The sequence below is a fragment of the Shewanella pneumatophori genome, from assembly GCF_023283895.1.
GTDB classification, from domain to species: Bacteria; Pseudomonadota; Gammaproteobacteria; order Enterobacterales; family Shewanellaceae; genus Shewanella; species Shewanella pneumatophori.
This window is the reverse complement of record NZ_JAKILB010000005.1, coordinates 98702-117917: the sequence shown is the minus strand read 5'-3', so window position 1 is coordinate 117917 and position 19216 is coordinate 98702. Positions and strand designations below refer to the sequence as shown.

At 41.8% G+C, this 19216-nt stretch carries 24 protein-coding genes; 11 read left to right on the top strand and 13 right to left on the bottom strand.

What is annotated here, in order from left to right; all coding sequences use genetic code 11:
• The first annotated feature begins 36 nt into the window (after positions 1–36).
• Positions 37–1569 (top strand): MFS transporter, encoded by a 1533-nt coding sequence (locus tag L2740_RS09365; protein ID WP_248949853.1) that lies wholly within the window; start codon positions 37–39, stop codon positions 1567–1569.
• Between the two features lie 120 nt (positions 1570–1689).
• On the opposite strand, the gene L2740_RS09360 is transcribed toward L2740_RS09365, so the two are convergent.
• From L2740_RS09360 to L2740_RS09350, 3 genes are all read right to left on the bottom strand, one after another.
• The gene (locus L2740_RS09360; protein ID WP_248949850.1) at positions 1690–2289 is read right to left on the bottom strand and encodes an acetate uptake transporter; all 600 of its coding nucleotides are present in this window, start codon (positions 2287–2289) and stop codon (positions 1690–1692) included.
• A gap of 556 nt (positions 2290–2845) precedes the next feature.
• Positions 2846–3550, bottom strand: a complete 705-nt coding sequence (locus L2740_RS09355; RefSeq protein ID WP_248949848.1) for a pseudouridine synthase — start codon at positions 3548–3550, stop codon at positions 2846–2848.
• A gap of 2 nt (positions 3551–3552) precedes the next feature.
• On the bottom strand, positions 3553–4188 hold the full coding sequence (locus L2740_RS09350; protein ID WP_248949846.1) for a helix-turn-helix transcriptional regulator: 636 nt from the start codon (positions 4186–4188) through the stop codon (positions 3553–3555).
• Positions 4189–4350: 162 nt separating this feature from the next.
• On the opposite strand from L2740_RS09350, the gene L2740_RS09345 reads away from it, so the two are divergent.
• Positions 4351–4959, top strand: coding sequence for an NADPH-dependent FMN reductase (locus L2740_RS09345; protein ID WP_248949844.1), 609 nt, complete (start codon positions 4351–4353; stop codon positions 4957–4959).
• 48 nt (positions 4960–5007) lie between these two features.
• On the top strand, positions 5008–5427 hold the full coding sequence (locus tag L2740_RS09340) for a VOC family protein (protein ID WP_248949842.1): 420 nt from the start codon (positions 5008–5010) through the stop codon (positions 5425–5427).
• A 134-nt stretch (positions 5428–5561) separates the two neighbouring features.
• Here L2740_RS09340 and L2740_RS09335 read toward each other — a convergent pair whose 3' ends face one another.
• The gene (locus tag L2740_RS09335; RefSeq protein WP_248949840.1) at positions 5562–5807 is read right to left on the bottom strand and encodes a hypothetical protein; all 246 of its coding nucleotides are present in this window, start codon (positions 5805–5807) and stop codon (positions 5562–5564) included.
• Between the two features lie 48 nt (positions 5808–5855).
• Positions 5856–6083, bottom strand: a complete 228-nt coding sequence (locus tag L2740_RS09330) for a hypothetical protein (protein ID WP_248949837.1) — start codon at positions 6081–6083, stop codon at positions 5856–5858.
• A 278-nt stretch (positions 6084–6361) separates the two neighbouring features.
• Between L2740_RS09330 and L2740_RS09325 the strand changes: the two genes are divergently transcribed.
• Positions 6362–6610, top strand: coding sequence for a hypothetical protein (locus tag L2740_RS09325; protein WP_248949834.1), 249 nt, complete (start codon positions 6362–6364; stop codon positions 6608–6610).
• A gap of 7 nt (positions 6611–6617) precedes the next feature.
• Here the strand turns inward: L2740_RS09325 and L2740_RS09320 are convergent, their stop codons facing one another.
• Positions 6618–6956, bottom strand: coding sequence for a TehB family protein (locus L2740_RS09320; protein ID WP_248949832.1), 339 nt, complete (start codon positions 6954–6956; stop codon positions 6618–6620).
• Between the two features lie 135 nt (positions 6957–7091).
• Between L2740_RS09320 and L2740_RS09315 the strand changes: the two genes are divergently transcribed.
• The gene (locus L2740_RS09315) at positions 7092–7586 is read left to right on the top strand and encodes a YcxB family protein (RefSeq protein WP_248949831.1); all 495 of its coding nucleotides are present in this window, start codon (positions 7092–7094) and stop codon (positions 7584–7586) included.
• Here the strand turns inward: L2740_RS09315 and L2740_RS09310 are convergent.
• The gene (locus tag L2740_RS09310; RefSeq protein ID WP_248949828.1) at positions 7583–8119 is read right to left on the bottom strand and encodes a GNAT family N-acetyltransferase; all 537 of its coding nucleotides are present in this window, start codon (positions 8117–8119) and stop codon (positions 7583–7585) included. The genes L2740_RS09315 and L2740_RS09310 overlap by 4 nt on opposite strands.
• 250 nt (positions 8120–8369) lie before the next feature.
• Here L2740_RS09310 and L2740_RS09305 point away from each other — a divergent pair, with 250 nt between their 5' ends.
• Genes L2740_RS09305 through L2740_RS09290 form a run of 4 tightly spaced genes read left to right on the top strand, consistent with a single transcriptional unit; the run spans position 8370 to position 11667 of the window.
• A complete protein-coding gene (locus L2740_RS09305; RefSeq protein ID WP_248949827.1) occupies positions 8370–9248 on the top strand; it encodes a MipA/OmpV family protein in 879 nt (292 codons plus the stop codon).
• Between the two features lie 5 nt (positions 9249–9253).
• Entirely contained in the window at positions 9254–9670 is a 417-nt protein-coding gene (locus tag L2740_RS09300) for a DUF3019 domain-containing protein (protein WP_248949825.1), read from the top strand.
• Positions 9670–10383 (top strand): response regulator, encoded by a 714-nt coding sequence (locus tag L2740_RS09295; protein WP_028765873.1) that lies wholly within the window; start codon positions 9670–9672, stop codon positions 10381–10383. Before L2740_RS09300 ends, L2740_RS09295 begins: the two co-directional genes overlap by 1 nt.
• 18 nt (positions 10384–10401) lie before the next feature.
• On the top strand, positions 10402–11667 hold the full coding sequence (locus tag L2740_RS09290; RefSeq protein WP_248949823.1) for a sensor histidine kinase: 1266 nt from the start codon (positions 10402–10404) through the stop codon (positions 11665–11667).
• 79 nt (positions 11668–11746) lie between these two features.
• On the opposite strand, the gene L2740_RS09285 is transcribed toward L2740_RS09290, so the two are convergent.
• A complete protein-coding gene (locus L2740_RS09285; RefSeq protein ID WP_248949821.1) occupies positions 11747–12022 on the bottom strand; it encodes a DUF1289 domain-containing protein in 276 nt (91 codons plus the stop codon).
• Between the two features lie 128 nt (positions 12023–12150).
• On the opposite strand from L2740_RS09285, the gene L2740_RS09280 reads away from it, so the two are divergent.
• Positions 12151–12723 (top strand): DUF4136 domain-containing protein, encoded by a 573-nt coding sequence (locus L2740_RS09280; protein WP_248949818.1) that lies wholly within the window; start codon positions 12151–12153, stop codon positions 12721–12723.
• 81 nt (positions 12724–12804) lie between these two features.
• Here the strand turns inward: L2740_RS09280 and L2740_RS09275 are convergent, their stop codons facing one another.
• The 3 genes from L2740_RS09275 to L2740_RS09265 all read right to left on the bottom strand — a co-directional run bounded on the left by L2740_RS09275 (position 12805) and on the right by L2740_RS09265 (position 16010).
• Positions 12805–14271 (bottom strand): AAA family ATPase, encoded by a 1467-nt coding sequence (locus L2740_RS09275; RefSeq protein ID WP_248949816.1) that lies wholly within the window; start codon positions 14269–14271, stop codon positions 12805–12807.
• A gap of 124 nt (positions 14272–14395) precedes the next feature.
• Entirely contained in the window at positions 14396–15532 is a 1137-nt protein-coding gene (locus tag L2740_RS09270; RefSeq protein WP_248949815.1) for an HlyD family secretion protein, read from the bottom strand.
• A 1-nt stretch (position 15533) separates the two neighbouring features.
• On the bottom strand, positions 15534–16010 hold the full coding sequence (locus L2740_RS09265; RefSeq protein ID WP_420833521.1) for a DUF3302 domain-containing protein: 477 nt from the start codon (positions 16008–16010) through the stop codon (positions 15534–15536).
• 304 nt (positions 16011–16314) lie between these two features.
• On the opposite strand from L2740_RS09265, the gene purT reads away from it, so the two are divergent.
• Positions 16315–17490 carry a formate-dependent phosphoribosylglycinamide formyltransferase gene (gene purT / locus L2740_RS09260; protein ID WP_248949813.1) on the top strand — a complete coding sequence of 392 codons (1176 nt, stop codon included), beginning with the start codon at positions 16315–16317 and terminating at the stop codon, positions 17488–17490.
• A 111-nt stretch (positions 17491–17601) separates the two neighbouring features.
• On the opposite strand, the gene L2740_RS09255 is transcribed toward purT, so the two are convergent.
• Together L2740_RS09255 and L2740_RS09250 are read right to left on the bottom strand one after the other, a co-directional pair.
• Entirely contained in the window at positions 17602–18555 is a 954-nt protein-coding gene (locus tag L2740_RS09255) for a D-2-hydroxyacid dehydrogenase (RefSeq protein ID WP_248949812.1), read from the bottom strand.
• Between the two features lie 10 nt (positions 18556–18565).
• A complete protein-coding gene (locus L2740_RS09250) occupies positions 18566–19177 on the bottom strand; it encodes an outer membrane beta-barrel protein (protein WP_248949811.1) in 612 nt (203 codons plus the stop codon).
• Between the last annotated feature and the right edge of the window lie 39 nt (positions 19178–19216).

Sequence of the window (19216 nt, the reverse complement as noted above, 5' to 3'; positions counted from 1 at the left end):
ATAACTATAAATAATTACAAAAATCGAAGGAAAGTTATGAGTGATTCGAAAGATACTTATGCAGATAACGACCTGCGGGAAGTTAAACAGCTTGGTATGTGGGCCTCTATTGCCAGCTTAAGTTATATATTTTGGATTGTCGGTGGCATGGAGCTCGTAGAGCGAATTGCTTACTACGGCGTAAAAGCCAGTGCAGGCCTTTATGCAAAAGCTCCAACCTCTGAAGGAGGCCTAGGTATTAGCCTCAGCGATTACGGTATTATTATCGCGATCTGGGCATTTATGCAGACCTTTATTCCAGTCTTTACCGGCGGGGTCTCAGATCGAGTCGGTTATAAAGAAACCATCTTCGCATCTACCATAATCAAAATTGCCGGCTATCTAGTCATGGCATTTTTTCCAAGTTTTTACGGTTTCTTAATCGGTGCGATCTTGCTTGCCGGTGGTACGGGAATTTTTAAGCCTGGTATTCAAGGCACCTTAGTACTATCAACGGGTAGACAAAATACCTCGATGGCGTGGGGTATTTTCTATCAAGTGGTCAACATCGGTGGTTTCTTAGGTCCGCTGGTTGCGGTACATATGCGCCAGCTTTCATGGGACAACGTGTTTTACGCATGTGCGGCTATTATTTCTTTAAACTTCCTGTTCTTACTTGCTTATAAAGAGCCCGGTAAAGAAGAGCGCATGGAGCGTAACCGTAAAATTAAAGCCGGTGAAATACATCAAGAAGCCCTGTGGAGGGATGCATGGCATGAGCTTAAAAAGCCTGTGGTTATCTACTACATGCTGGTGTTTGCGGGTTTCTGGTTCCTATTCAACTCTCTATTTGACGTATTACCCATCCACATTGCTGAATGGGTAGATACCAGCGTTATTGTGACTTCACTATTTGGTCCAGAAGGCACCTCAAACGGTATATTCCAGTTCTGGCTTGGTCTTGATAATACCGGTACTAAGGTAATGCCAGAGGGCATGCTTAACCTTAACGCAGGTATGATTATGACCACCTGTTTCTTAGTGGCTGCGTTAACGGCTAAATACCGTATTACCACAGCTATGCTAGGCGGCTGTTTATTAAGTATTTTTGCATTCGTATTAATTGGCGCGACTAATGCTGCGTGGATGATTGTATTAGCAATTGCCATGTTCTCATTCGGTGAGATGATGATCAGCCCGAAGAAGAATGAGTTTATGGGTAATATTGCGCCTGAAGGTAAAAAGGCCATGTACCTAGGCTTTGTCATGCTACCGCAAGGGATCGGCTGGACATTAGAAGGTTACTTTGGTCCTAAACTCTATGAAATGTATGCCTCTAAAGAGATCTTCTCGTTAGAACTACTTGCTGAGCGTGGCATGAGTGCAAGTGAAATTAGTGCCATTCCACAAGGTGAGGCCTTTACCACATTAGTCGCCTTTACCGGTGAACCAGCTCAAGAGCTAACGACCCTGCTATACAACAGCCACAATATTGGTATGGCTTGGTACATTATTGCTGCTATTGGTACTATCTCGGCGGTAGGAATTTACTTATACGGTAAGTGGTTATTCAAGCTACAACAGCGTTAATCGCTATGTAAGTGATAAAAAGCACTAAACCGCAGATACAAAAAAGCTGACCTATTGGTCAGCTTTTTTTATCGCTTTTAACTATGCATTATCGGAGATAAGTGATAATTGGTGGTTAGCTTAAGCGGCTTGTTTCTCTGTAGCTGGCTCGTATGCAGCAACGGCAACTGGACCTACTGGTAAAATAACGCGGCCAAACTCAGCATTTAATACTTGAGCCATTGCAAAGTAAATTGCACTTAGACCACAGAAAATACCTTCGTAACCAGCGATAGTGCCGATTAACTCGCTACCAGTGAAATCACGAGCTGCAAGTAGGAAGAATAAAATAGTTAGTGAAGCGAATACAACTTGCTTAGCACGTGGGTAACGTAGTGAACCTACAAACAGTGCTGCAGTGAACATGCCCCATAATAGTAGGTACCAACCCATGAATGCTGCAGGACTAGCCGCAAAGCCCATTTTTGGCATTACTAGTAAACCAACTAGGGTTAACCAGAACAAACCGTAAGATGTAAATGCTGTAGTACCGAAAGTATCGCCGCGCTTGAAGCACATGATACCAACGATAACTTGAGCTAGACCGCCGTAGAAAATACCCATCGCTAAAATCATTGAATCGATTGGGAAAAAGCCTGCGTTATGGATGTTTAATAGCACGGTAGTCATACCGAAACCCATTAGACCAAGTGGAGCAGGATTAGCTAGTTGTGTAGACATTGAGTTCCCCTACAGGAAGTATTCACTAACAAATGCACCTTTTAAAAAGGCACATTATTAAATTAAGTTAATTTGAGCGCGCGCATTCTAGTTGAAGCCATTAACCTGAGCAAATACCTCCTATTGCTTATGTCCCTTCTTAGCTCATGCAATACAAGAAATATAAAACATTAAAATCAACAGCTTAAAAAAATATTAGCAATCAAGCATCTAAAGGAAAACGCAGCAACGATCAATGCCTCACAATTCACATAAATGAGACATTGATCGCCAGAGTGGCTTATTAGCACTTTAGTAATTAATGAATTTGTTCATACCGCAATGTCGAAAAATTGCACCAGATCACAAAGTTGAACATTATCTAGCTGCGGATATAAATAATTTGTTTGTAAAGTAAACAATCTAAAAAAGAGAGCCCGTAGGCTCCCAAAAGGGTCAATGGCTAATGAGAGGCAGGGGATCTCATTTGCTAGTTTAGATATTTATGCCAAACACATAACAAGTATTGCGGTAGTCAACATTGTACTTTTGCCCTACTTGACCTCGATGAAGCCACTTAAGCATTAAGCACTTCATCTGCCGTTAACTCTCGACTTGCTCCAGCTAAAAGGTCCGCGTCTAACGTTATCGCGCCGACAGAGATCCGGTGCAAACCAATAACTGGATTTCGAAAGCGACCAAACATACGTTTTATTTGATGGTAACGCCCTTCCATAAGTGTGACTAACGCAGTGTATTCATCCACTATCTCAAGCTTAGCGGGCAATGTCGTAATGTCTTCATACTCAAAGTACATACCACTGGCAAATGCAGCGATATAGGATTCATTAATCGGATTTTGTAAGCTAACTCGATATAGCTTGCCGACTTTGTGCTCTGGTGACATTAACTTTTTAGACCAGCGGCCATCATTAGTCAGCAGTAATAAACCTGAAGTATTCAGATCAAGCCGGCCCACAATATGTAGATTGTGTTTATCATCTCTATCTAGCAGATCGATAACCGTCTTATGTTTGTCATCAACATTAGCGCTAACCACCCCCACAGGTTTATGCAGCATTACATAGCTGGCTTGATTGGCCTGCAATACTCTATCTTCGAACGTTACATGGGAAAACTCATCAATAATCAAATCAATATCGCGGGCGATAACGCCATCAACCTTGACTAAACCTTTGGCTAAAACTGCGCGGACATTTTTTTTACTGACCCCAGTTTTAACGCTAATAAATCTATCTAAGCGTGCACGTTTCGATTCCATACTTATTGACCATTACCTTGGCGATGAGGCACAACTTTATAAGCGCAACGACGTGCACCTTCAATAATATGTTGTTCACGTGAAATGCTCGCTTCAGCAGTAAATAGACTCTGAAAAAGTTGTAACTCTGAGCGGCAAAAGCTTAGGCAAGATGTGGCCGCTGCACATATTGGACAATGATTTTCTAGTAGGAAATACACGCCTTGCTGCTGCTCTATGGTTGCCATGTAGCCTTCATCAGTACGTAATTTCGCCAGCATATTCAGCTTAGCTTCTAAGCCATCGACGTTCGCCAGCGCTTGGCTATACAAGCTATATGTTGCCTGCTCACGATGGCTAATCAGCTGCTCTAATCCGCCGTCACCAAACACAACTTTTACCGAGTCGATTAATTGCACAGTCAGATCTTCATGGCGATCTGAGAAATGACTATTACTTTGTGGGGTCAGCGCCCAAAATCGTGTTGGTCGACCACGAGCGGCTTTTCTATCTTCAAACACAACGTCTTGGCTTTCTTCCAGGCTTTGTAGGTGTTGACGTACCCCCATGGTTGTTAGACCTAACTCGCTAGCAATCACTTTAGCGGTTAGCTCACCTTGGGTTTTTAACATCTGCAAAATCTTGTCACTGGTCTTCATCATTATCTCTTTTATAACTACAGGCCCATAAAAGCGCTAAGTAACGCGGTTGAACTAAGACCATTATTACTCACCATATAATTAAGTAAACTTTTTTCTTTACTTTGTTATGTAAAGACATTACTTTACTTAAAGCTTAAATAAACAAAAAGGTTTACTTAAATGGAATTAGTTATCGTAAGCGCAAGCCAAAGAAGCCCATCTCAAAGTGCCAAAGTTGCCCACTATATTGCCGAGCAATCCTCAGATTTCACTCGAATAAATCACATTGAACTGAATCAATACCAACTGCCATTTTGGGATGGTGAAGCTGCATCTAAAACAGCAAACAACAGCCAATGGCCGCTTATCGCCAAGCAGATAAAGCATGCCGATGCTTTAGTGCTAATCACTCCAGAGTGGGGCGGTATGGCCTCGCCGCTTATGAAAAATTTTCTATTAATGGCGGATAGCCAAGATACTGCCCATAAACCAGCGCTATTAGTCGCGGTGGTAAGTGGAATAAGCGGTGCTTATCCGATCGCAGAGTTAAGAATGAATGCGCTAAAAAATAATAAATTAGTCGCCACACCCGATCATTTAATTATTCGCAATGTTGAGGAGGTACTAGAGAGTCAAGAGCCAAACTCTGAACGTGACTTACATTTACGCGAGCGTATCGACTACAGTTTGCATATGCTTGCCCAGTACAGTACAGCATTAAAAACGGTGCGGTTTAACCATCAAAACAAACCTTATCCTAAGCAGCAAGAGTACAGTTACGGCATGTAAGCCATAACACTATTTATCATAAATCATAAATCATAAAAGGAATTCACCATGATCCACTTAGAGCACTTAAACCTCGTTGTTAGAGATATACCTACCGCCCTCAAATTCTATCAAGCGATATTCCCCCACTGGCAAATACGTGGTGGCGGCGAGTCGACCTGGCATGGGGTTGAACGTAACTGGGTGCACTTTGGCGATGACTATCAATATTTAACTTTTAACGATGATGGCGATGCAGATAATCGGGATCTGACAGGACATCAAGTTGGCTTAGCACACTTTGCTTATGCCACCGATGACTTAGACGGTGTTGTTCGTCGCCTAAAAGCTGCTGGATTTGAAATTGCGAAACCAGGAATGGACGATCCTTACAGACGCAATGTGTACTTTATCGACCCTGACGGTTATGAAGTAGAGTTTGTAGAATACTTAACAGATATTCCAGCCTTACGTAATCGCTATGACTAAAGCTTTACCGCTAATAGCATGAACGTTAATCGCCTAAGCTTTGGTGCCAATGCTGAGGTAGCAACGCATAAGTAATAATGAATGAGCTTGATCAACTCATTTAATGACTTAAAGGCGCAACCCTATTAGCCCACTTAAGCCAACCAAATAGCAACTATAAACAAGATAATATAAAAGGCCATGCCCACTAAAAGGGGCTTATCGGTCGTCGATTTTCCTTTCACTCTAGAATGGGATAAAAATGTATTTGGAGCCAGCGAATAGTTCACTTTTCCCCAAGTGCAGAGATAAAGCACAATGGCGCCGGTCGCATAAAATACATAACACAGCACATAATCCCAGACGATGGTAAAAAGTAATTCGGCGGCAAACATAAACATATTGCTTTCCTTAGCAGGTAATTAGAAATTAAAGGTACAACTGAGCGGCTAGCCCGCCATTTTATATAAAAACAGTATAAAACCAGCAAAACCTAGCACACCGACCACCACCATAATCGTCAGCGTTTTTGAGCGAGCCATAGATTGCAGTAATGCAACTTCAGTTTGCATAGCAAACAAATCAGTTAACGTGCTAGAGCCACTATCCACGGTGGTAATTTTAGCTTTTGGCTTAGCGCCCATTTTTGGATTAACTTGCTTATCTCGAGTATTCATATCGTCTCCATCCCTTGAACGACTAGCCTAACCACTCAAAAGGTTAAAGCAAAGTTAAAACTTGTTAACATTTAATACTATTATATATTGTGAATTTTTTTGAATTTAACCCAAACGGAAAAATGTCGAAACCATGAAATCAACAGCTTAAAAAGTCGTAGATTGAAAAACGCTTACAGGCTTTATTTTAAGCGTGATTTGATATTAGCAAGTGCAGGTATTTACTGGGCTGTAGACTACAGTTGATGCAATGTAGAGCAATAAAACGGACGACTTTAATGATTGCTTACCACAATACTTTAACGCTAATCGACAACCATTCTGCCACGCAGGTGGCACTGAATAAAGCACTACAGCTTGCACAAAAGACCAAAGCTAAAGTCACTGCATTAAAAATCGATCGCCCTAACAATAACCTATTAAGCCGGATCGGGCTTATCCCGCAAAATGCTCTTGATCCTATGCTGTTTGTCAAAAAGCTTATTCGCCAATATCAGCATTTAGGCGTCGAGGTTGAAGTGCATTAATCGCGTACTATTCGTCTCTCTCAGATAGATTTTGCGCGACTATCTCTGAATCTTTATGGGCCCAAAAATCGACTCTAAAGCGAGTATCCTGAGTTAAAAACTCCACCTTATGCCAATACTGTGGCGGTGATACTGCGACTTCCCCCCCCTTAATAATCAGTTCTTGCTCAATCTCACCACGTCTGTCAGTAAAACCATAAAATTTCAGCTCACCATTCAGTACATGTATCTGACCAAAGACACCGGCCTTGGTGTTGTGCAAATGCAAAAACATCTTAGGAACGCTATTAATCTCAAATACCGAGGTTGATTTATAATTAACATAATCAAGTGGGATGCTAGCCATAGGTTTACCTTTTTATTTGTAAAATCTAATTAATGCAATTTAAGTTCAAGTTAAGCGACTATCAGCAAACTAAGCACTATAATCTGCCACAATATGCAAAGCAGTGCGATAATGCTGCAGTAATAATGAGCAACAATGAACCAAAAATATAGTTACACCACCCAATATACCTTAGATAAAAGCCACTTTAGCGAGTGCTATGACGAATCAGCTGTTATCGATAATACGATTAAAGCTTATCGAAAAGCGATTATCTTTGCTGTTGTAGGTACAGGCTTAATGCTGACCGACATTAATGGCTATGCGTCGTGGTTTTTAATCGCACTAAGTGCACTAGAAGCATTAAGTGTAAAATTTAGAAAACCTTGGTGGTTGATGCGCCAAATGATGAGTAAAGCTGCCAACAATGAGGTGACGCTAACCGTTGATGAATCGGGGATCAGCAACGATTCATTTTATGTACAAGGCACTATTTTATGGGCTGATGTAATTGAGTTTACTGAAACTGAACAAGGCTTTTTGTTAAAACAAGCCAAGAGCGTAAGCTACCTTTCTAAGCGCAGCCTAGATGAAACCGCCATTCAGTTTGTTAAAGATAAAGCAGCTCAAAAAAGCCTTAGTGAAGATTAATCTTTAACATTAGCCATAAGGAATGCGTCAATATATTCGCCATCGCGAAACGCATATTCACGCATTTCTCCTTCAATAATAAAGCCATGCTTTTTATACAAACTAATAGCTAAATGGTTATCGGTATATACCTCAAGCTCAATACGCCTCACCGCTAGCCAATTTTGAGCATGTGATACCATAGCACTTAGCAGCGCAGATGCGATGCCGATAGCCCGAAACTCTTCATGTACCGCCATTCCGATGTTAGCAACATGCTTACGCCTTGGATTACTAAACACCTCCATACCAATTTGCCCAACGACTTCACCATCTCGTATGGCGACTAAGCTATAAATATTTTCAGGTAGCTCAACTAATCGCTTTTGCCATAGTTGCAAAGAAGGAAAAGGCTGCTGCAGCGTTTCTCGATAGCAGCTTGGCTGACTATAGAGCCGCCAAATACCTTCAATATCGCTAGCATTGCTGTGACGGATCTCTATATCTAGCAATTTAGTTTCACCAGCAACTGTATGAATAGTATCTAGTTCCATAGCACCTTCCTTTAAATAAACTTTACGCACATCATATTAAGCCTAATTAAAATAACTTCTATATCAATAAGTAACAACTAACCATTAGAAAGAAACCATAAAGCAAACTGATTTAACAACCTCTACCCTGGTTGCTTTTCAAGCTGTATCAGTTTGCAACAAAGCGCTTATCTCACATGCCGCTTTATTCGAATAAGTGATACTCTATGAGTCCATTTGTTAATTTTGTAATCATGAGTCAATGTTTTAGATGCCTTATTTATTAGCATTATTAATGGCTGCTAGCCTATTTTCTACAGCATCTTTTGCTAGCATCCCCACAAGCTGTGATAACAATACCGACTGTATTGAGGTTGGTCGTTGGGATATTGGTATTGCCTTAGGTTACGGTAATAAAACTAATCCACTTAAAGATTATGAAGATATCCCTTTATATGCCGTCCCAACTCTTGCTTATTATGGTGACAGTTGGTTTTTCGATAATGGCAACATTGGTTACACCTTAACTGAAGGTGAAAACTACACCGTAAACCTAATCACCACTTTCAGTAATGACAGCGCTTTTTTCCATCGCTGGGATCCTTCAAATATTTTTTTACTCAACGCCGATGGTAGTCATGGTGCAGTTGCGCCTCTTGCCAGTCCAATGACAACAAGAAATACCCCAGACCCAAAATCTATTGGTGAATTAGAAAATCGAAACTTTACATATCTTGGCGGAGTAGAGACTTTTATTTACACCCGTTTTGGTATAGTGCATGCAACCGTTGCCCATGATATTTTAGATGTACATGGAGGAATGGAGTCTAGACTAAAGTGGCTTTACAATATTCCTTTAGATAGATGGAATTTTGAGTTTGCAGCAGTGCTAGACTGGAAGAGTGAAGAGGTAGTTGATTACTATTATGGCGTAAGAGCTAGCGAAAGCCTCTACTGGAACCAAGCATATCAAGCGGAGTCAGCGTTGAATAAGAGTATTGAGTTTACCGGACAGTACGTATTAACTGAGAACTGGAATCTACTCTTTGTCGCGCGCTATACCGATATCGCTGATGAAATTGCCAATAGTCCCTTATTAGATAAAGATTACACTAGCACCTATTTTGTCAGTGCAGCATATAGGTTCTAACTAGCGTGCTTTCAAAACGTAAACTACTTTACCTATGTTTTTTGGCGGGCTCATTATTGAGTCAGAGTGTGTTTGCGCAAAATACCACTGAGGAATCAGCCCCTTTACTTAAACTCTCACCAGAGATCTGTATTACTTCTGCAGATGAAAAAACCTGCGATATCGAAGTCACCCTCGAATGGGGTCAGTTAACAAACAAAACGATTTGCATCATATCTGACTACAAAGATTTAAAGAAATGGTGCAGTACGTCACCTGACATTCACGCTTTAACCGTCAATATTAGTGCAGATCGTGATATTCAGTTTGTGATGATAGACAAAGATACACACGAGACTATTGCGGGTGTAAAATTAAAAGTAACACCAGCTTCTCCGCCTCAAGTTAGGCGACGATACCGAAACCCATGGAGTTTATTCTAATGACCAACTCGCAATCTACGCATAGAGTATTATTAGTCGAAGATGATATTCGTTTGGCCAATTTGATCGTCGACTTTTTAAAGTCCCATGGCATGCATGTTGAGGTTGAACGTCGAGGCGACACCGTATTGACTCGCCTAATAAACTATAAGCCTGATATTATTTTACTCGATATCATGCTGCCAGGTATGGACGGGTTAACCTTGTGTGAAAAATTGCCTGACTACTTTGCCGGCCCTATCTTATTGATGAGCGCTCTTGGCTCAAATGAAGATCAAATCAAAGGTCTTGAACTCGGTGCTGACGATTATGTTGTTAAGCCAGTTGACCCTGCATTGCTAGTTGCACGTATTAACAACCTATTGCGTCGCCAAGCTAAACCAGATCAAGTTGAATCACATTGCCTAAGTTTTGGTAAGTTAAGCATTGATCCACATACCCAAGCAATCCGTTTAGGTGACACTGAAGTTGACTTAACTAGTCACGAATTCGAGCTATTATGGTTACTGGCTTCTCAAGCAGGTCAGGTCATGAGTCGCCAATACATCTACCAGTATCTATTAAATATTGATTTTGATGGTAAAGACCGAAAAATCGATGTGCGTATTTCACGCCTAAGAAAGAAACTAGGTGATAATATTGAAACACCATTCCGAATTAAAACGGTTTGGGGACAAGGTTACCTATTTGCACCAGAAGCATGGAATAACTAACGCTTCCGCGATATTAAGATGAAACGTCTTTTTATTAGCCTTTATTTTTTGCTTAGCCTAGGTGTATTAGGCATAGGTTGGGCACTGGATAATTTGTGGCAAAGCAATGTTGACGATAAAGGTGTACACGATGCACCTTTAATTGCTTTAGCACAGGTACTATCTGCACTGCCTCCTGAACAACGCCAAGGCATGCTGGCCTCCATAGAGCCTAACTCTAAGTTTCCATTAACCTTACTCGACGCTGAGCAAGTTGCTGTTTCTAGCGAGCAACTGATGCGCGCCGATAAAATTATTGCCACGCCTTATGACCTCAACCATGAACTGCACTTTGTTGCAGTTGGTGAGCAGGTGTTAATGGCCGGGCCTATAGAGTTAGACCCTAGAGCGAGTCTGCGTAATCTGTACAATATCTTTTTCTATCTACTACTTGGTTTTATTGTACTGATTTGGGTATGGCCGCTATCAAAAGATCTTAAAATTTTAGGCAAAGCGACTAAAGAATTTGGCCAAGCCAAATGGAACACCCGCATTAAGTTAGCTAAAAGTTCACAAGTACTGCCGTTAGCCGATACGTTTAACGATATGGCTGCACACATTAGCGCGCTAATTGAAAACCAAAAACATCTTTCTAACGCCGTATCTCACGAGATCAGAACGCCGCTGGCTCGGCTTAAATTCGCCCTAGCTCTATTGCCACAGTACTGCCAACCTGATTCAGATCTCGCTCAGCGTCAGCAATTTCTAGACGATATGAAGCTTGATATCAAAGAGATGGAGAACCTGTTACAAGAGCTACTGACCTATGCAAGTTTAGAAACTCAGCGTGAGTCTCTTAGTTTTGAGCGCTGCGATTTAAATAGCTTAGTCAGCCAAACTATTAGACGATTACAGACCTATAATCCAACACCAATTATTCTTGATGCACCAGAAAATGTCATTTACCTAATGGCAGAACCATCACTGGTAGAGCGAGCATTACAAAACTTAATCACCAATGCACAGCGCTTCTCTACTGACGATATCAAAGTCAAAATTAGCCAGACTCAAGATGCGATTACAGTTGCAGTTACCGACCACGGTGAAGGGATTTTAGCTGAAGATCAAAGTAAGATTTTTGAACCCTTTTATCGCAGTGCAAGCAGTAAAAATGGCAATAAAGGTCATGGCTTAGGGTTAGCTATTATCAAGCGAATTATGGAAAGACACCATGGGCAAGTGACGCTTGAAAGCCAACCAGGTTATACCTGTTTTAGTCTTATTTGGCCAAACCGCAGTCAATAACGCTAACAAGTAGCTGCTCAAAAATTATTTTAGAAGCAGACTCGTGCTGCAGACAGTTGATGCCGAGTTTACTGAGTAGTCACTTATTAGATTCAGCTTCAAAATCTAAGTTTGCATTAATTTTTGCTCTTTCATCGAGGATCTGCGCTTTTTTTGCTTTAAGAAAAGCGAGCTGACGTCTTCGTTTACGCTGCTTACATAAACGAATCACATTATTTTTCTGCGCATCGCTAAACTCGAGCCAATTAAAACGCTCATCGCGATTACGTAAACATCCCTTACAGTAGCCTCTTGCATCACTTTGACACACACCAATACAAGGACTGGGGATCTCAAAAAACTCTAACTGCTCCATAGGTTAAACATATACCATCTTGACAATAAAAGGCTAAAATAAATACAGTTATTTATCATCACGATTACTCAAATTTTAGCTGGCAATCTTGCATCCAGGAATGTCAGCTACGGCAGAGGTCCAATATTATGAATAAGTTACAACTGAAAAAGTTACAACGTAAGCTATTGCTCACCCTATTATCTCTGCCGCTAGTATTACTCAGTGCTTGCAGCTCAACACCTAAGAATGATTACGATCTTAACTACGATTTTGCCAGCTTAAAAAGCTTTTCTCAGGTAACACCACCAGCCAATAATGACCCTCTAAGTGCCAGTCGAATTCAACTCGCCATTGAAACAGCCCTAGCTAATCAAGGCTTTGTTAAGCAAGATACAAATCCAGACTTTAATGTTACTTACGGTTTTAAAGTGGAAGATAAACCCAAAGACTCTGGCTTTTCAATTGGCTTAGGTACAGGCTCTTGGGGCAGCTCTGGTGGTGCAAGTATTGGCACTAGTGTCGATGTACCGGTTGGCAGTGACACAGCTAAAATTCAAACGATTCAAATTGATATTATTGATCCAGAAACCAATAAACTTGTTTGGCGAGGCTCTGACAAGTTCACCTTTGATGATGGTGGCCAAGCAAAAGCAGAGGAAACCAATGCTACTGTGGCAAAAATTCTGGCTCAGTTTCCACCACAAAAAACAGCCGACTAGTTATTACGTTGCGAACTAGCTGCTAGTCAAATTGCTAGCAGCCAAATTTACACAGTTAACACCTTAGCCTAAAACGATATATCAATGCGCGCTGACCGTACGCTCTTCCGCCCAATGTCGTAATGATTGCAACTGCTCACGCATAACTACAGACAGTGGTTGGGTTTTCATAATCTCTTGATGTAAAACTGTTTGATTAACCTCAAGTTGTGATGCTTTCGCCGTATAAACGGCTGAGATCACCGCTTGTTCAATTTCGGCTCCAGAGAACCCATGGCTCACAGTAGCCAACTGCTGAAGATCAAATAAGTTAAGTGCAAGTTGACGACGCTTTAAATGGATTTCAAAAATAGTCTGCCTAACTTCAGCGCCTGGTAAATCAACAAAGAAGATTTCATCCATGCGCCCTTTACGCATTAACTCTGGCGGAAGAGCACTAATATCATTAGCCGTAGCGACTAAGAACACATCTGATTTACGCTCAGCCATCCAAGTTAAAATCGTACCTAAAATGCGTTTTGACGTACCGTCATCACTACTGCCGCTGCTCAAGCCCTTCTCTATTTCATCTATCCATAACACACATGGCGCCATCAAATCCGCCAACTCTAGTGCCTTTGCCAAATTCTTCTCAGTTTCACCTATGTACTTATTATAAAGCGCTGCCATATCCATCTTAAGTAAAGGTCGGTGCCACATACCGGCTACCGCTTTAGCTGCTAAGCTTTTACCGCTACCTTGCACGCCAAGCAGTAATACGCCTTTAGGCTTGTCCACAATCGCTTGCGGCGCAGTTATGGGCGCTCTATGAGCTAACCACTGCTTGAGGTTTTGCAGTCCCGCCACTTGAGAAAAATCACTAGTGTCATATTCAAATTGCAATACGCCCTGCATATCAAGCAATTCAAACTTAGCCCGATTAATTGTATCGATATCTGAATGTGTTATCGCGCCATCATCTACAATGGCTTTATGCGCTAAACGACGGGCGTCATCAAATGTTACCCCGCGAAGGTTTTCAGCAAGCTTTGCCACTGCAGTATCATCAACATTAAGCATAACCCCTTCACTACGCACTTTATCGACTTGCTCATAAATTAAATTCAGTAGTTGGGTGCTATTGGGCAATGACAATCTAAAGTGAGCGCAGTAATGCTTAATTTCAGGCGGAATACTGAACTCATGACTCACCAATACAAGGGTATGTTTTAATGATTCATATTCCAGCGCGATCTCTTTAAGTAAACGCACATTTTTAGGTGCATCTTCAACAAAAGGGTGAAAATCACAAAGCACATATATGCCCCGCTCTCGTGTCGACTTTATTTGCCCAAGAATATCGCCCGGCTCAGCATTGAACTTTTGTCGTCCAAGCCCACTATCGACTCGCATTAGCCACTCTGTGACGCTCCAACTAAATAGAGGTTGAAACAGAATATTAGATACCTTTTTTAGTAACTCTATCACGCGGTACTCTTCATACGTTTCGATTACAACAATGGGGGTATTTGAGCGCAGTACTGCAGTGAGATCTTGAATATCTTGCATGTTTGGTCCTTAAACAGCTTGAACAAGTTACTAATGAAGCAAAAGGGGGCTTGCGCCCCCTTTATATCAAAGTTATAAGTTTTGTATCTGATTTAGCTTATAACACCTTATTTACCCACATAAATTAATGGAATAAGTAATTGAGCCAGCCCTGCATTCTTAGTAAGACTTTACGCATTATCGATACATGAGAAAAGTGCTCAGTGTAAATAGCGGCGTGACCTGAAACCCCTGCAGGGAAGCGTGTTCTTACCTCATGATCTTCAAGCTTGATTAATACTAATGCGCGGCCGCGCACCATTAAACGATTTGAAGACACCAAAGCCCCCGAAGATTGAATTTCACCTTCTGCCATTGCAGGCAGTACCTTAGCCACCTTACCTTTAAATACCTGACCTGGCGCACCGTCTAAAATCACTTCAGCCTCATCGCCCTCTTGTAAACGCAATAATGAGTTTTGCCAAAATGCGCCAACAAATACCCTTTCTTCATCAGGAATAAAGCTGAGTAACGGTCTTAGTGGCATAGGCACTGCAACTATCCCTGGGCGTAGCGCCATTTGTGTCACCATTCCATCAGCAGGCGCCCTAACCACGGTTTGCTTTAAGTCAAACTCCGCTTTTTCAAGTTCACCTTGAATACCGGCAACTTTGGTATTGACGCCATCGACATTAGACTCAAAGGCTAATCTCACTCTCAACTCTTCAGCACTTGCCGCAGTTAACTGCGCTTCAGATGCAAGATAGAGTTGACGCTTATTATCTAACTCAAGCTCTGTAAACGGTGAATTTGCACCACCACGTTTACGGCCTTTTTCATAGCGCTCAAACGCCGATTTAGTTCTATCTCTATCTGCCGTTGCTCTTGTAACCGCAGCCTTTGCGGTTTCCCATGCGGCTTCGAGTTGTGGCACTTCAAGCTCGGCAGCCACGAGTGCGGCACGCTTTTGTTTGACAATGGCTTGAAATGGAGTTGGGTCAATTCTAAATAATACATCGCCCTTTTTAATCGGCGTATTTGGCTCAACCTCAACTGTTGTCACTACACCTCTTACCGCGGGGTTGATTGGGGTAGTTACAAAATATTCTTTCGCAAAAGGCGTATAAGGGTGGTTGTAATTCATCAGCAAAATCAATGCGCCAACGATGAAGATCCCCCCAAGAATTGCGGTAGGTACAGTCCATTTAGTCAATGGAATTTTAAAGATCTTAAAGATAGCGATACACACTGCGGTATAGGTTAGAACTAATAGTAAATCCATATTACACCTCTACCTTATCTGCTTGGTTATTGTCGGAAGGCTCGCCGGTTGGATCTTTTAAGGTATTCTCAGGGCTAGCAGTGACAGCCACTTTAGGCTCTGAGTTGTTTGCTGTATGAGCATTATCGTCAGCTCCGCTGTTATTCATCGCTTCCATTGCAGCCAATTTTTGTTCTAACTTCCTCACAGATTCAGTTAAGCCTTTAACCTCGCTTTCCAGTAATTGCTCTTTTTCTACGACCTCCTGGAAACCCCAACCTCTGTCTTCACGGTACAGCGTTGCCCAAATCCATAAAAAAGGCCAAATAGCATGTAGTGTAAATAAGCTTACCCAGCCTGCTATATGCAAGGCATCTTGCTGGGGGTGGTTGCGCTTTTTAGCAATTTCATAGGGTATATCATGAATCGCAATCACTCCGTAGAAGATAAAGATAGCCACGAAAAAGATAATGCCTAATGCAAAATAATCTAGAAACACAGTGCTCTCCCTTTATAAAAGGGACTCGGCAATCGAGCCCAAAACATCCTAGCAACATATTGGCAATATTTACGGTTAAAATCTATTTTTTTGATTAAAAACCAAACATTAATTATCTTTCGAGCCATCGTCTTTTAGTGATCTCACGCACACTTGTTAGTAATTATCACTAACAAGCTTTCAGTGCACGTTACACTAAGCGCAAATAACAATTGAAAGCCAAAGATGCTTTCAAATATTGCAGCGTCTGCAAAATTAGCCGCTGCGATAAACAAAAATCCCCTACAAAATAAAAGGTACACAAATGATAGGTACTGCATTATCTCCTAACGCTAAACGGGCCATGTTGCTTGGTTGTGGTGAGTTAGGTAAAGAAGTCGCCATTGAACTACAACGCTTTGGTATTGAGGTGATTGGTGTTGACCGTTACCCCAACGCACCAGCAATGCAAATCGCTCACCGCTCGCACGTGATAAATATGCTAGATGCTGAAGCGCTTAAAGCGGTTATTGCACTTGAAAAGCCAGATCTAGTTATTCCAGAATTAGAAGCCATTGCCACCCAAACCCTTGTTGAAGTAGAAGCTGAAGGCGTTAATGTTGTGCCAACAGCAAAAGCGACTCAACTAACGATGGATCGTGAAGGTATACGCCGTTTAGCCGCTGAAACTCTGGATATTCCTACATCGCCATACTTTTTCTGCGACACAGAAGCTGAATTTAACGATGCGGTCGCGACAATTGGCTTACCTTGTGTTGTTAAGCCTGTGATGAGCTCGTCTGGTAAAGGCCAAAGCGTTATTCGCTCTCAGGATCAAATTCTATCTGCTTGGCAATATGCCCAAGAAGGTGGCCGCGCTGGTAAAGGCCGAGTGATCGTTGAGGGCTTTGTTGCCTTTGATTATGAAATTACCCTGCTAACAATTAGTGCTGTCAATGGCATTCATTTCTGTGATGCTATTGGCCATCGTCAAGAAGACGGTGATTATCGTGAATCGTGGCAACCGCAAGCAATGTCGGTAACGGTTTTACAAAAATCACAAGCTATTGGTAAAAAAGTCGTTGAAGCTCTAGGCGGTTATGGTCTATTTGGTGTTGAGCTATTTATCAAAGGCGATGAGGTTTATTTCTCTGAAGTCTCACCAAGACCACATGACACCGGCATGGTCACATTAATCAGCCAAGATTTGTCAGAATTTGCCTTACATGTACGCGCAATTTTAGGTCTACCCATTAGTAATATTGCCCAGCATGGTCCAAGTGCTTCAGCGGTTATTTTAGCTAACGGCACTTCAAACAATATTCAGTTTACCGGTGTGGCTGAGGCGTTAGTTGAGCCTGACACTCAAGTTCGCTTATTTGCCAAACCTGAAATTGATGGACAAAGACGCTTAGGTGTTGCGCTAGCAAGAGATCTGAACCTAGACAAAGCAGTCCAAAAAGCGCTAAACGCAGCAAGCAAGATTAAAGTTATTATGTAAAACAAAAACCCACCTTGTTAGGTGGGCTCTTTTTATGACTTCAAGCTGCAGATTTGAAATATTAGTGGCATAAGCGTGGTAATTATAAAAGCGGTTTTAAACACCAAAGCACTAGTTGACGCGGTGTTTAATCTCTCCCTTTATAAAACAACTTAAGTTATCGACAGCGATATTAAGTAAATTTTGCCTTGCTTCAATCGTTGCCCATGCATTATGTGGAGAGATGCTGATATTTTTAGCGCTAAGCAGAGGATTATCAGCTGCTGGCGGTTCACTCGATAAAACATCGACTCCAGCAAAAGCAAGCAGATCTGAATTTAGCGCATTTGCTAGTGCTTGCTCATCAACTAAGCCACCTCGAGCGGTATTAATCAATATTGCAGATGGTTTCATGCAATCAAGCGTACTGGCATTAATCAGCTCTTGAGTATCAGCTGTTAACGGGCAATGCAGTGAAATAATGTCAGACTGTGCAAAAAGCTCATCTCGCTCTACCCAGCTGCAACCTAGCGGTAATTGCACCTCAGAATTTCGAGTGTTTACCCGCACTTGCATACCAAAAGCCAATGCGATTTGTGCTACTACTTTGGCTATATCACCAAAGCCGATTAAACCTATGGTTTTTCCTTTGAGCGATTGCAGCGGTGACAAGGTAAAACAAAAATCGGCAGACTGACTCCATTGGCCACTTTTCACAGCAGCTGAGTGCTGCGCAACTTGCTGCGTTGCATGAAGAATATGTGCAAATACCATTTGTGCCACAGCATCAGGACCATAGGCTGGTACGTTCGTCACTATAATGCCAAGCTTTTCAGCTGCAGCTAAGTCAACAACATTCGTGCCTGTAGCTAAAATACCTATGTATTTTAACTTAGGTAATTGCCTTAACAGCGACTCATCTAGAGGCGTTTTGTTAGTGAAGATAACTTCTGCATCTTGGCCTCGCGACAATATGTCATTGGCATCGCTACGCTCATAAACCGAGAGTTCACCAAGTGCAGTTAACGGCTGCCAGTCTAAATCGCCTGGATTAAGTGTATAACCGTCAAGTACCACTATCTTCATATAGGTATTCCTAAAATTTTAAACTGGCGCCAATATTCGCCTGACCTTGCCACATGATGTCTGATTGAATATTCCAGATGCAGCCCGAACCATCGCAAAAAAGAGCGTTATCAGCGTTTACAAAGGTGGCGTAACCTTTAACTTCGGCAAATAGCGCTAATGACTGGGTAACTTGATATTCAAAACCACCACCAATCGCCATTGAAAAGCGTGTTTCAGTTGAATAACCGCCACCCGGACGCATACTGGTTAAACCAAGGCTAGTAGTGACATAGGGATTAAGAACTTGAGTAGGAAAGTAAAGCGTGCCACCGACATGAAAGTAATCAACATCCATAGAGGTGATAATTTCGGGGCTAAAATTACCCGCACCTTTTAAATCTGTAGCTTGATGACTATAAAGTAAATAAACACTACCAGGGTCTTTAGTGGTGATCCCAAGCATTACGCCGTAGTTTTCAGATTCAGCAATCTTGCCTTGACCTGTGTCTGCCGAAGCGGAGTTTGAGATATCAAACTCACTCGCGGCAAAACTATAACCTGCAAACGGAGCCACATAAACTTCAGCAGTTGCAGGAAGAGCACACAATGAAGTCATTAATACCGCAATACTTGGTTTCATATAATGTCCCTATAATTATTCCTAGCCATTGTTGGCTAA